Below are 14,712 nucleotides of genomic sequence, written 5' to 3'. Positions count from 1 at the left end.
CCGAAAGGTCACGCTGTGAACGACGTCGCCTCCGACGACAAGATGCGGCACCTGCTCCGGCGGGTGAGCGCGGAACTCTACAAGACCCGCGAGGAACTGCGCGAGGTCACCGACGCCGCCCGCGAACCCATCGCCATCGTGGCGACCGGGCTCCGCCTGCCCGGCGCCGACACCCCCGAGCAGTTCTGGGAGCTGCTGGCCGATGGCAGGGACGCGCTGCGCGACTTCCCGGCCGACCGCGGCTGGGACACCGCCGCGCTCTACCACCCGGACCCCGCGCACACCGGGACCACCTACACCACCCGCGGCGGCTTCCTGGACGGCGTCGCCGGCTTCGACCCGGACTTCTTCGGCATCTCCCGCCGCGAGGCGCTCGCCATGGACCCGCAGCAGCGGCTGCTGCTGCACACCACCTGGGAGGCGTTCGAGCGGGCCGGGATCGACCCGCGCACCCTGCGCGGCAGCCGCACCGGCGTCTACACCGGCACCAACGGCCAGACCTACGTCACCGGACCCGGCCCGGTGCCCGCCGCGGTCGAGGGATACCTGGTCACCGGGACGGCGGCCAGCGTGCTCTCCGGGCGGATCGCCTACACCTTCGGCTTCGAGGGGCCCGCGCTCACCGTCGACACCGCCTGCTCGTCCTCGCTGGTGGCGCTGCACCTCGCGGTGCGGGCACTGCGCGCGGGCGAGATCGACTTCGCGGTGGCGGGCGGCGCGACCGTGCTCGCGGCGCCGGACATCTTCGTGGAGTTCTCCCGGCAGCGCGGGCTCGCGGTCGACGGGCGCTGCAAGGCGTTCGCGGCGGGCGCCGACGGCACCGGCTGGGCCGAGGGCGTCGGGGTGCTGCTGGTCGAGCGGCTCTCCGACGCGCAGCGCCACGGCCACCGGGTGCTCGCCGTGCTGCGCGGCTCGGCGGTGAACCAGGACGGCGCCTCCAACGGCCTCACCGCGCCCAACGGCCCGGCCCAGCAGCGGGTGATCCGGGAGGCGCTCGCCGACGCCGGGCTGACCACCGGCGACGTCGACCTGATCGAGGCGCACGGCACCGGAACCGCGCTCGGCGACCCGATCGAGGCGCAGGCGCTGCTCGCCACCTACGGCCGGGACCGGGCGACGCCGGTGTGGCTGGGGTCGGTGAAGTCCAATATCGGCCACACCCAGGCCGCCGCCGGGGTGGCGGGGGTGATCAAGGCGGTGCTGGCGCTGGAGCGCGGCGTGCTGCCGCCGACGCTGCACGTGGACGAGCCGTCGCCGCTGGTGGACTGGGAGTCCGGGCAGGTCGGGCTGCTCACCGAGCTCAGGGAGTGGCCGGAGACCGGAAGGCCGCGGCGGGCGGGGGTCTCGGCCTTCGGGGTCTCGGGGACCAATGCGCACGTCGTGCTCGAGCAGGCGCCGGAGAACGCCGAAGGCGAACCGGTTCCACTCACCGGGGTCGCCCCGTTCGTGCTCTCCGCCGCCACTCCGGAGGCGCTGCGCGGGCAGGCCGAGCGGCTCGCCGCGCACCTGGACGAAGCCGCACCGCTCGGTTCGGTGGCCTCGTCGCTCATCCGGGACCGGGTGCGGTTCGGGGCGCGGGCCGTCGTGCTGGCCGCCGATCACGCCGGGCTGCGGGCGGGGCTGGCGGCGGTGTCCGGCGGGACCTCGGCCGCGAGCGTCGTCACCGCTCCGGAGCAGCCCGCCGCCGGGTCGGTGGCGGTGGTCTTCGGCGGGCAGGGCAGCCAGCGCGCCGGGGCCGGGGCGGAGCTGTATGCGCGGTTCCCGGTGTTCCGCGATGCCTTCGATGCCGCCGCGACGCTGCTGGACGCCGAACTCGGCGCGCCGCACTCGATTCGCGCGGTTTCCTTCGGCGCGCCGGGGACCGAGGGGCTGATCGATGCCACCGAGTACACCCAGCCGGTGATCTTCGCGGTGGAGACCGCGCTCTACCGGCTGCTGGAGTCGTGGGGGATCGAGATCGGCGTCGTGGCCGGGCACTCCATCGGCGGGATCGTCGCCGCGCACGTCACCGGGGTGCTGACGCTGCCCGATGCCGCCCGGCTGGTCGCGGCGCGGGCCCGGCTCATGGGCGCGCTGCCCGCGGGCGGGGCGATGGTGGCCGTGCAGGCCACCGAGGCCGAGGTACGGGAACGGCTGGCCGGCGATGCGCGGGTCGCGGTGGCCGCGGTGAACGGCCCGCGCGCGGTGGTGCTCTCCGGCGCCGAGGAGCCGGTGCTCGAGCTGGCCGCCGAATTCACCGCGGCGGGCAGGCGTACGCGGCGGCTCGCCGTTTCGCACGGCTTCCACTCGCCGCTCATGGATCCGGTGCTGCCCGAGTTCGCGGCGGTCGTCGCCGGGCTGACCTTCGCCGAGCCGACCGGCCCGGTGCTGGTCTCCGACGCGACCGGCGCGGTGGTCACCGCGGCCGAGCTCGCCGACCCGGCCTACTGGACCGGGCACCTGCGCGGCACCGTGCGTTTCGCCGATGCCGTGCGCACCGCGCGTGCGGCCGGAGCCGGGGTCTTCGTCGAGGTCGGCGCCGGTGCGGTGCTGACCCCGCTGGTCACGGCCACGCTCGGGGACGAGGTCGCCGCGGTGCCGACCGCGCGCAAGGGAAGGGACGAGGTCGCGACCGTGCTGGGGGCGGCCGCGACGGTCTTCGCGCACGGGCACCGGGTGGACTGGGCCGCGGTGGTGCCCGAGGCCCCGCGCACCCCGCTGCCCACCTATGCCTTCCGGGCCGAACGGTTCTGGGCCACCGTGGAATCCGGGCAGCGCGTGGTCGGCGGGCACCCGCTGCTCGGCGCGGTCGTCGCGCTGGCGGGCGGGGACGGCGCGGTCGCCACCGGACAGATCTCGCCGCGCAGCCACCCGTGGCTGGCCGAGCACGTGGTCGCCGGCGCGGTGTTCGTGCCCGGCACCGCGCTGGTGGAGCTGGCGGTGCACCTGGCCGACACCGTCGGCGCCGACACCGTGGACGAACTCGTCATCGAGGCGCCGCTGGTACTGCGGCCGGAGGCGGCAGTGGAGCTGCAGGCTCAGGCCCGTCGCACCGGCGACGAATTCACCGTCGAGATCCACTCCCGCCCGGCCGACCGGCCGGACGTCCCGTGGACCCGGCACGCCACCGGCACCCTGCGCGGTACCGGCACTGCCGAATCCCGTTCGATCGCCGACTCTTCCGCGCAGGCACCGGGGGGTTCCGCGCTCACCCCGCCGGGATCGTCGGCCATCGGCGGCACCGAATCCTGGCCGCCCGCCGACGCCGCCGCGCTCGACCCGGCCGAGGTCTACGCCCGGCTGCTCGCCGCCGGACTGGACTACGGCCCGCTCTTCCGCGGCCTCACCGCCGTGTGGCAGCGCGGCGACACGATCTCCGCCGAGGTCACGCTGCCCGACGGCGAACCGGGCGGCTACACCGTGCACCCGGCGCTCTTCGACGCCGCGCTGCACCCGGTCGCGCTGCTCACCGGCGACTTCACCGCGCCGCGCATCCCGTTCGCCTGGACCGGCGTCCGGGTGCACGCGAGCGGCGCCACCGCGCTGCGCGTCACCTTCACCGCCGCCCCGGACGGCCTCACCGCGCTGCGCGCCACCGACACCGCGGGCCGCCCGGTGCTCACCGTCGACGCACTCACCCTGCGCGCCGCCACCGGCTCCGCACCCGCCGTTGCCGACCTGTACGAGCTCGGCTGGGTCGAGCACCCGCTGCCCGCGGTCACCCCGCTCGGGCACCGGATCTGGGACGCGGCGCTGCCGGAGACCCTCGCCGCCCTGCAGCAGGCCGAGCCCGAGCACCCGCTGGTCGTGCTCACGCACAGCGCCGTCGCCGTGCTCGACGGCGACCGGCCGGACCCGGAAACCGCCCCGATCTGGGGGCTGGCCCGCAGCGCCCAGACCGAGCGGCCGGGCGCGGTCATCCTGCTCGACACCGACGACACCGCCGCCTCGGCCGCCGTCCTCAACCACGCCATCGCCGCCGCGCTCGACGGCGAGCCGCAACTCGCGCTGCGCGCGGGCACCGCCCACCTGCCCCGCCTGGCCCGCTCCACCGCCGTCGCCGACGGCAGGGCCTGGAACCCGGACGGCACCGTCCTGATCACCGGCGGTACCGGCGGACTCGGCGCGGCACTGGCCAGGCACCTGGTCGCCGAGCACGGCGTCGGGCACCTCCTGCTGGCCGGACGCCGCGGAACGGCGGCACCCGGCGCCACCGAACTCGCGGCCGAGCTGCGCGCCGCGGGCGCGACCGTGCTGGTGGTCTCGGCCGACGTCACCGACCGGGACGCCGTCACCAGGCTGCTCGCGGCCGTCGCGCCGGAGCACCCGCTCACCGCGGTGGTGCACACGGCGGGCATCGTCGACGACGGCGTGCTCGACGCGGTGACCCCGGAGCGGCTGGCCGCCGTCCTCGCCCCCAAGCTCACCGCCGCCGGGCACCTCGACGAGCTCACCCGCGACCACGACCTGGCCGCCTTCGTCCTCTACTCCTCCGTCGCGGGCATCCTCGGCACCGCGGGCCAGGCCGCCTACGCCGCCGCCAACACCGGCCTGGACGCGCTGGCCGCCCGGCGCCGCGCCGACGGCCTGCCCGCCACCTCGCTCGCCTGGGGGCTGTGGGCCGAGACGACCGGGGTCACCGCGCACCTCACCGACGCCGACCGGGCCCGGCTGGCCCGCCAGGGCGTCCGGGCGCTGGCCACCGAGGAGGGGCTCGCGCTCTTCGACGCCGCCGTCTTCCACCGGGACCGGGCCCTGCTGATCCCGGCCCCGCTCGCGCTCACCGGCAGCACCGACACCCCGGTCCTGCGCGGACTCGTCCGCCGGACCCGGGCGAAGGCGACCGCGGCGCAGCATGATTCGGGGCTGCGCGCCCTGCCCGCCGCCGAGCGCCGCACGACCCTGCTCGAGCTGGTGCGCCGGGAGGCCGCCGCCGCGCTCGACCACCCGGACCCCGCGGGCATCCGCGGCGACCGCGGGCTCACCGAGCTCGGCATCGACTCGCTCACCGCCGTCGAGCTGCGCAACCGCCTGGCCGCAGCCACCGGGCTGAAACTCCCGGCCACGCTCACCTTCGACCACCCCACCCCGGACGCCATCGCCGCCTTCCTCGACCACCTGCTCGGCGGCGGCACCGGTGAGCGGGCGGTCGCCGCGCAGCGCGGCGGCGGGGACGACGACCCGATCGCCATCGTCGGGGTAGCGCTGCGGCTGCCCGGCGGCATCGCGAGCCCGGAGGCGCTCTGGCGGCTGCTGGAATCCGGCGGCGACGCGGTCGCCGAATTCCCGGACGACCGCGGCTGGGATCTGGCCGCGCTCTTCGACGACGACCCGGCCACCCCGGGCACCTCGTACACCAGGCACGGCGGATTCCTCACCGACGTCGCCGATTTCGACGCCGCCGCCTTCGGCATGGCGCCGCGCGAGGCGCTCGCCACCGACCCGCAGCAGCGGCTGCTGCTGGAGACCTCCTGGGAGGCGCTGGAGCGGGCCGGGATCGACCCGACCTCGCTGCGCGGCAGCCGGACCGGCGTCTTCGCGGGCACCATGTACCACGACTACGCCCCGCACATCCAGGACGCACCACCCGACCTGGAGGGGTACCTGGTGAACGGCAGCGCGGGCAGTATCGCCAGCGGCCGCATCTCCTACACCTTCGGGTTCGAGGGGCCCGCCATCAGCGTGGACACCGCCTGCTCGTCCTCGCTGGTCGCGCTGCACCTGGCCGCGCAGTCGCTGCGCTCGGGGGAGAGCGATCTGGCGCTGGCGGGCGGGGTCGCGGTGATGTCGAGCCCGGCCGCCTTCGTCGAGTTCTCCCGGCAGCGGGCGCTCGCCCCCGACGGGCGGTGCAAGGCGTTCGCGGCGGCCGCGGACGGCACCGGCTGGGCCGAGGGGGTCAGCATCCTGGTCCTCGAGCGGCTCTCCGACGCGCGGCGTGCAGGGCATCCGGTGCTCGCGCTGGTCCGCGGCTCCGCGGTGAACCAGGACGGCGCCTCCAGCGGGCTGACCGCGCCGAACGGCCCCGCGCAGCAGCGGGTGATCCGGCAGGCGCTGGCCAATGCCGGGCTCACCGCCGCCGACGTGGACGCTGTCGAGGCGCACGGCACCGGCACCACGCTCGGCGACCCGATCGAGGCGCAGGCGGTGATCGCCACCTACGGCGCCGGGCGCGACCCGGAGCGACCGCTGTGGCTGGGGTCGCTGAAGTCCAACGTCGGGCACACCCAGGCGGCGGCGGGCGGTGCCGGGATCGCGAAGATGATCCTGGCACTGCGGAATCGCACCCTGCCGCGCACCCTGCACGTCGACGCGCCGACGCCGCACGTGGACTGGTCGGACGGGGGAGTCCGGCTGCTCACCGCCGCTGTCCCGTGGGAGCCGGGGGCTCGCCCGCGCCGCGCGGGGATCTCGTCCTTCGGCGTCAGCGGCACCAACGCGCACGTCATCATCGAGGAGCCGCCCATAGAGCCGGAGCTGCCCGCCCGGAGCGGGCAGGGAACGGACACCGGCGGAGCCGTGCGCACGGTGACCAACGCCGATTCGGTGTCGGCCGCGCCCGGCGGCAGTGTCGTGAGCCCGCTGCCGGACGAGCGCCCGCTGCCCTGGGTGCTCTCCGCGCACACCCCGGCAGCGCTGCGCGGACAGGCGGTGGCGCTCGCGACGTACCTGCGCTCCCGGCCCGAGGTGAACGCCGCCGACGTGGCGCGCACCCTGCTCGAGGGCAGGGCCGCGCTGACCGAGCGGGCGGTGCTGGTCGGCGACGACACCGCCCTGCGCGCCGGGCTGGAGGCGCTCGCCGCGGGCGGCGCGCTCCCCGAGCACGCCGCGCGCGGCAGCGCCGACGTGGCCGGGCGCACCGTCTTCGTCTTCCCCGGCCAGGGCGGCCAGTGGCGCGGCATGGCCGCCGAGCTGTACCGCACCGCCCCGGTCTTCGCCGACCGGCTCACCGAGTGCGCCGAAGCGCTGGCCCCGCACGTGGAATGGGATCCGCTCCCGGTGCTGCTCGGCACCGCCGGGATCGACGACGAGCGGGTCGACGTGGTGCAGCCCGCGCTGTGGTCGGTCATGGTGGCGCTGGCCGCGCTGTGGCGCGCGCACGGCGTCGAACCGGATGCCGTCGTCGGGCACTCGCAGGGCGAGATCGCCGCGGCCGTCGTCGCGGGCGCGCTCTCGATCGCGGACGGCGCCCGCGTGGTCGCGCTGCGCAGCCGCGCCATCGCCGCGAGCGCCGGTCCCGGCGCGATGGCCGCGGTGCAGCTGCCAGCCGCCGCGGCCGCCGAGCTGATCGAGCCGTGGGCCGACCGGGTCGCGGTCGCCGTGGTCAACTCACCGACCTCGGTGGTGCTCTCCGGCGAGATCGCGGCCGTTGAGGAGATCCTGGCCCGGCTGGAGGCCGACGGCGTGCGCAACCGCAGGGTCGCCGTCGACTACGCCTCGCACTCCCCGACGGTGGAGCCGCTGCGCGCCGAGCTGGCCGCCGCGCTCGCCCCGGTGCGGCCGCGGGAGTCGGCGATCCCGCTGCTCTCCACGGTGACCGCCGACTGGATCGACGGCACCGCGCTCACCGGCGGCTACTGGTTCGACAACCTGCGCGGCACGGTCCGCTTCGAGCAGGCGACCCGCGCCCTGGCCGAGGCGGGCTACCGGGCCTTCGTGGAGATCGGACCGCACCCGGTGCTCGCGACCACCGTCGAGGAGACGCTGGAAGCGGCGGGCACCCCCGCCACCGCCGTGGTCGGCACGCTGCGCCGCGACGACGGCGGCCTCGCCCGCTTCACCACCTCGCTCGCCGCCGCGCACACCAGGGGCATCCCGGTGGAATGGGCCGCACCACGGGGCAACCGGATCGAGCTGCCCACCTACGCCTTCCAGCGCACCCGCTACTGGATCGACGCCGATCGCTCCGCCGCCCGCCGCGACGAGCGCGCCCCCCGCGCGGTGACCCCGGAACCGGCCGCCCCGGTCGCGCTCGACCGCTTCACCGGGCTGGACATCCCGTCCCGCCGCGCCGCCGTGCTCTCGCTGGTCAGGGACGAGACCGCGGCGGTCCTGAAACACCCGAGCGGCGACGAGGTCGCGGTCTCCCGCGCCTTCCGCGATCTCGGCCTCGACTCGCTCACCGCGGTCGACCTGCGCAACCGGCTGCGCGCGGCCACCGGCCTCGCGCTGCCCGCCACGCTCATCTTCGACCACCCCTCCCCGGAGGCGGTCGCCGAATTCGTGGTCTCCGCCCTGCCGGACGGCAGGGAACCCGAACCGCGCGACGCCGAATCGGCGCTCCGCACCCTGGAATCCGCGCTCACCGCGGTGAACGGCGAGGCGGGCGCGCTCGCGGAGCGGCTGCGCGCCCTCGCGGACCGGCTCGACGGCGACGGCGGACCGGCCGCCGACCTCGACTCCGCCACCGACGACGAACTGTTCGACCTGGTAGACAGGACCTGACCCATGGCAACCGAAGCCAAACTCCGCGATTACCTCAAGCGCTCCATCGCCAAGGAGCAGAAGCTGCAGCAGCGCCTCGACGACCTGCAGGCCAAGACCCGGGAGCCGATCGCGATCGTCGGCACCGCCTGCCTGCTGCCCGGCGGGATCGAATCCCCGGAGCAGCTGTGGGAGCTGGTGGCCGCGGGCGGTGACGCCGTCGGCGAGTTCCCGGCCGACCGCGGCTGGGATCTGGCCGCGCTCTACGACCCCGACCCGGACCGCCCCGGCACCTCCTACACCAGGCACGGCGGCTTCCTGGCCGGTGTCGCCGACTTCGACCCGGACTTCTTCGGCATCTCGCACCGCGAGGCGCTGGCCATGGACCCGCAGCAGCGGCTGCTGCTGCGCACCACCTGGGAGGCGTTCGAACGCGCCGGGCTCGACCCGAACGCGTTCGGCGGCAGCCGGACCGGCGTCTACGCCGGGCTGGCCGGGCACGACTACGGCTCCCGGCTCGACCCGATCCCCGAGGATCTGGAGGGGTACCTGGCGATCAACAACCTGGGCAGCGTCGTCTCCGGGCGGATCGCCTACACCTTCGGGTTCGAGGGGCCCGCGGTCACCGTGGACACGGCGTGCTCGTCGTCGCTGGTCGCCGTGCACCTGGCGGTGCGGGCGCTGCGCTCGGGGGAGATCGACCTCGGGGTGGCGGGCGGGGCGTCGGTGATGTCGACGCCGATCGGGTTCACCGAGTTCTCCCGGCAGCGCGGGCTCGCCACCGACGGCCGGTGCAAGGCCTTCGCCGCGGGCGCGGACGGCACCGGGTGGGCCGAGGGTGTGGGAACCCTCCTGCTGGAACGGCTCTCGGACGCGCAGCGGCTGGGGCACCCGGTGCTCGCGGTGATCAGGGGGAGCGCGGTTAACCAGGACGGGGCCTCCAACGGGCTCACCGCGCCCAACGGGCCCGCGCAGCAGCGGGTGATCCTGGCGGCGCTCGGCGATGCCGGGCTCGGCGTCGGTGAGGTGGACGCGGTGGAGGCGCACGGCACCGGCACCGTGCTCGGCGACCCCATCGAGGCGCAGGCGCTGCTCGCCACCTACGGATCGCGGGACGGGGGTGAGCCGCTGTACCTGGGGTCGCTGAAGTCGAATATCGGGCACGCGCAGGCCGCCGCCGGCGTCGCCGGGGTGGTGAAACTGGTGGAGTCGCTGGAGCGCGGGTGGCTGCCTGCCTCGCTGCACCTGGACGCGCCGTCCCCGCTGGTCGACTGGGAGAGCGGGCATGTCGCGCTGCTCAGCGAGGGGCGTTCCTGGCCGGAGACCGGGCGCCCCCGGCGCGCGGGGATCTCCGCCTTCGGAGTGTCGGGGACCAACGCCCACGTCGTCCTGGAACAGGCGCCGCCCGCCAACGGGCTCGATCCCGTCGCGCCCGTTGGCGAATTCGCGCCGGGTTCCCACGGGGTCGCGCCGGGTTCCCACGGGGTCGCGCCAGGTTCCCACGGGGTCGTGCCAGGTACCGACGGGGTCGTGCCAGGTACCGACGGGGTCGCCCCGGGCACCGACGGGGTCGTGCCGGGCTCTGATGGGGTGGCGCCGGGCTCTGACGGGGTGGCGCCGGTCGGCGAACAGCCGTTCGTGGTTTCCGGCGTCGGCCGAGCCGGGCTGGCGGCTCAAGCGGCGCGGCTCGCCGAGTTCGTCTCGGCGGGGGCCGATTTCGATGCCACGGCCTCGACCCTGCTCCGGCACCGGGTCGAGTTCGACACCAGGGCCGTCGTGCTCGCCGCCGACCGAGAAGCCCTGATCACCGGCCTCACCGCCATTGCGGAGGACCGCCCCGCACCGGGGGTGATCACCCCGGCCGCCCGCTCGGGCACCGGCCTGGCGGCGGTCTTCGCCGGCCAGGGCAGCCAGCGCGCGGGCGCGGGCAGCGCGCTGTACGAACGCTTCCCGGAGTTCCGCACCTCGTTCGACGAGACCGTCGTCCTGCTGGACCGGCACCTCGCCCCGGTGGCCGCGCACTCGGTCCGCGACGTCGCGTTCGGCGCCCCGGGCACCGAGGGGCTGATCGACTCCACGGTCTACACCCAGGCCGTGATCTTCGCGGTCGAGACCGCGCTGTACCGGCTCCTGCGCTCCTGGGGCCTCCGCTTCCACACCGTCGCGGGCCACTCCATCGGCGGCATCGTCGCCGCGCACGTCGCGGGCGCGCTCTCGCTCGCCGACGCCGCCCGCCTGGTCGCCGCCCGCGGCAGGCTCATGGGCGAGCAACCGCCCGGCGGCGCCATGGTCGCGATCGAGGCCACCGAGGCCGAGGTGCGCCAGGCCCTGGAGCAGCACCCGGACCGCGCCAAGGTCGCCTTGGCCGCGGTGAACGGCCCGCGCGCGGTCGTGCTCTCCGGCGCCGAGACCCCGGTGCTCGCCATCGCCGCCGGACTGGCCGAGCGCGGCCGCCGCACCAGGCGGCTCACCGTCTCGCACGCCTTCCACTCCCCGCTCATGGAGCCGGTGCTCGCCGATTTCGAGAAGGTCGTGGCCGAGCTGGTCTTCACCGAACCCACCGAGGCCACCCTGGTCTCGGACTCCACCGGCGCCGTGCTCACCGCCGCCGACCTGGCCGGCCCCGGCTACTGGGTGCGGCACCTGCGCGGCACCGTCCGCTTCGCCGACGCCGTCGCCACCCTGCGCGACCAGGGCGCGGGCACCGTACTCGAGCTCGGCGCCGACGCCGTCCTCACCCCGCTGCTGCGCGGTGCGGGCACCGTCGTCGCGCCGGTGCTGCGCCGCGGCCGCGGCGAGCTCGGCACCGTGCTCACCGCCGCAGCGACTGCCTTCGCCCAGGGACACCCGGTGGACTGGACCGGGCTCGTCCCGGAGACCCCGCGGATCCCGCTGCCCACCTATGCCTTCCAGCGCACCCGCTTCTGGGCGGAGCGGGAGGCGGGCCGGGCGCGCGGGACCGTCCCCGGTATCGACCACCCGCTGCTCACCGGCGCGGTCACCCTCGCATCCGGTGACGGCGTGCTGCTCACCGGGCAGGTCTCGCTGCGCAGCCACCCGTGGCTGGCCGACCACGCGGTGCTCGGCACCGTCATCGTCCCGGGAACCGCGCTGCTCGACCTGGCGGCACGGGCAGGCACGGAGACCGGTGCCGATGGGGTGGCGGAGCTCCTGGTGGAGGCGCCGCTGGTGCTCGGCGACGACCCGGTCGACCTCCAGGTCACCGTGACCGGCGCCGAGGTGCGGATCCACTCCCGTCCGTCCGGTGGCGAGTGGATCCGGCACGCCACCGCCCTGCTCGGCGCCGAGCCCGGCGATCCCTTTCCCGACCTGCGCACCTGGCCGCCCGCCGACGCCACCGAGGTCGATGTCACCGGCATCTACCCGGAGCTGCTCGGCACCGGCCTCGCCTACGGCCCCGCCTTCCAGGGGCTGCGCCGGGCCTGGGAGCGAGCAGGGGAGCTCTTCGTCGAGGTCGAGCTCCCCGAGCCGGAGCGCGCCCGCGCGGCCGCCTTCGGCGTGCACCCCGCGCTGCTCGACGCCGCCGTGCACCTGCCCGCCCTGCGCGCGCTCGCCGACATCCCGGCGGGGACGAACCGGCTCCCGTTCGCCTGGAACGGGGTTCGCGTGCACAGCACCGGCGCCGCCGCCCTGCGCGTCCGGATCGCCGAGACCGCGCCGGACACCGTCGCCCTGCACGCCACCGACCCCACCGGCGCCCCGGTCCTGACCATCGACAGCCTGGTCGCGCGCCGCGTTTCCGCGGCCCAGCTGCGCTCCGCCCGTTCGGAGCTGCGCGACGCCCTGTACGAGCCGGTCTGGGTCCCGGCCCCGCCCGCCCCCGCCGCCCCCGCCACCTTCCTGGTGCTGAACGACGACGAGACGGCCACCCGGCTCCGCGCCCTCGGCCACCGCGCCGAGGAGGTGTCCGGCCCCGCCGCCGCCACCGAACACCCCGCCGCCACCGCCGCCGTCCTCACCGCGACCGCACTCGACCAGACCATCCCCGTCCTGCGCGAATGGCTCGCCGACTCCGCCCTGGAAGCGCTGCCCCTGATCGTCGCCACCCAGGCCGCGATCGCAACGGAGCAGGCAGATCCCACCGCGACCGACCCACCGCACCCCGCCGCCATCGGGGCCGACCCCGCCGCGGCCGCGATCTGGGGCCTCGTCCGCTCCATCCAGGCCGAACAACCCGGCCGCCTGATCCTCACCGACCTCGACGGCACCGACGAATCGCTCACCACACTCGCCGCCCTGCCCCCGCTCGCCACCGCGGAGGACCCGCAGACAGCGCTCCGCGACGGCAGCATCCTGGTACCCCGCCTGCACCGCTGGGCTCCGGACGCCGAACCCCGGGAGTGGGACGCAGAAGGCACCGTACTGATCACCGGTGCCCTGGGCGGCGTCGGCGCCGAAATCACCAAACACCTGGTCACCACGCACGGGGTACGGCACCTGCTGCTGCTCGGCCGCCGCGGCACCGCCACCCCGGGCGCCCCCGAACTCAGCGCCGAGCTCGAGGCGGCAGGCGCCACCGTCCATGTGCGCGCCACCGACATCACGAACCGCGACGAACTCACCGCCGCCCTCGCCGACATCCCGCAGACCCACCCGCTCACCGCGGTGGTGCACGCCGCGGGCGTGGTCGACGACGCCCTCTTCGCCGACCTCACCCCGGAACGCCTGACCACCGTCCGCGCCCCGAAGGCCGAAGGAGCCCGCCACCTGCACGAACTCACCGCGGAGCTGCCGACGGTCACCCGATTCGTCCTCTTCTCCTCGGTCTCGGCGCTGCTCGGCGGCCCCGGCCAGAGCGCCTACACGGCGGCGAACGCCGAACTCGACGCCATCGCCACCGCCCGCCGCGCCACCGGCCTCCCCGCGACCTCGATCTCCTGGGGCCTGTGGGAGCAGCCCAGCGGCACCACCGCCCACCTCACCCCCGCCGACCGCGCCCGCATCGCCCGCGGCGGCCTCCGCTCCCTCCCCACCGACCTCGCGACCACCCTGTTCGACGCCGCCCTCGCCGGTGACCTCCCGGTCGTGGTGGCCGCCCGCTTCGACGCCGCCGCCCTCACCCGGCGCGCCGAAACCGAGGCCACCCCACCGATACTGCGCACCCTGACCGGCACCCGCCGCCGCACCCGGAGCTCGGCACTCACCGAACTCGCCGGCCTCGACCCCGAGGCCAGGCAGCGCGCCCTGCTCGACCTGGTCCGCACCGAAACCGGCGCCGCACTGGCCCACCCCGACCCCACCGCCATCGAACCCGCCCGCGCCCTCGTCGAACTCGGCCTCGACTCGCTGAGCGCCGTCGAACTCCGCAACGGCCTGGCCAGGGCCACCGGCCTGCGGCTGCCCGCCACCCTCACCTTCGACCACCCCACCCCGGAGGCCATCGCCACCTTCCTCGGCACGCAGATCGAGACTCCGACGGCATCGGAGAAACCGGCCGCGACGGGCCTCGCCGCCCTGCACCGCCGCATCCACGAGAGCGGCAAGTACGCCGAGGCCGCGCAGCTGCTGATCGCGGCCTCGCACGCCCGCACCACCTTCCCGGCGGACGGGCGGGAACGGCACGCCCTCGAGCCGATCCGGCTCGCCACCGGCCCGGCCCCGACCGCCGTCGTCGCCTTCCCGGCGCTGAGCGCGATCTCCGGCCCGCACGAGTACTCGCGGGTGGCGCAGGAGTTCCGCGGCGAGCGGGACTTCTTCGTCGTCCCGTGGCCCGGCTTCACCGCGGGCAGCGACGACCTGCCCGACTCCATCGAGACCCTGGTCCGGCTCGGCGTCGACGGGCTGCGCGCCGCGCTCCCGCCGGACCGGCCCTTCGTCGTGCTCGGCCGCTCGATGGGCGGCTGCGCCGCGCACGCCGTCGCCGCCGCGCTCGAGGCGGAGGGGTTGCCGCCGAGCGGGCTGGTGCTGGTCGACAGCTACCCGATCGACGCAGCCACCCAGCCCGGCATGGAGTGGTGGGTCGGCTCGATGATCGGCGGCATGCTGGAGCGGGTCGACCGCTTCGACCTCGCGGTGCAGGACGACCGGCTCACCACCATGGGCAGCTACAACCGCATCTTCGCCGACTGGCGCCCCGGCCCGATCGCGACCCCGATCCACCTGCTGCGCGCCGAGAACGCGCTGCCGGGCACCACCGTCGGCGGCGACCGCGACTGGCGCGCCTACTGGCCCGTCCCGCACGGCACCGCCGACATCCCCGGCGACCACTTCACCGCGCTGGAGGAGCACGGCCCGACGACCGCCGCCGCGGTGCGGGAGTGGCTGCTGCGACTGGAGTCCTGACGCACGGCG

The 14,712-nt window shown here is 76.0% G+C and carries 2 protein-coding genes; both read left to right on the top strand.

The genetic code is table 11. The features are described from left to right. The first annotated feature begins 15 nt into the window (after window positions 1-15). Entirely contained in the window at window positions 16-8,421 is an 8,406-nt protein-coding gene (locus tag ACFUJ1_RS16310) for an SDR family NAD(P)-dependent oxidoreductase (protein WP_378646290.1), read from the top strand. Between the two features lie 3 nt (window positions 8,422-8,424). Further along, window positions 8,425-14,703 (top strand): SDR family NAD(P)-dependent oxidoreductase, encoded by a 6,279-nt coding sequence (locus ACFUJ1_RS16305; protein WP_378646288.1) that lies wholly within the window; start codon window positions 8,425-8,427, stop codon window positions 14,701-14,703. Window positions 14,704-14,712: the final 9 nt, after the last annotated feature.

This window comes from Nocardia sp. NPDC057227 (assembly GCF_042669725.1).
GTDB lineage: Bacteria > Actinomycetota > Actinomycetes > Mycobacteriales > Mycobacteriaceae > Nocardia > Nocardia asteroides_A.
The sequence above is the reverse complement of the archived record's forward strand: the minus strand, read 5'-3'. Positions and strand labels throughout refer to the sequence as shown.

Bases quoted from the DNA above. Each gene is read 5' to 3' on its own strand.
- ACFUJ1_RS16305 (WP_378646288.1), top strand. From the start codon at position 8,425: ATGGCAACCGAAGCCAAACTCCGCGATTACCTCAAGCGCTCCATCGCC.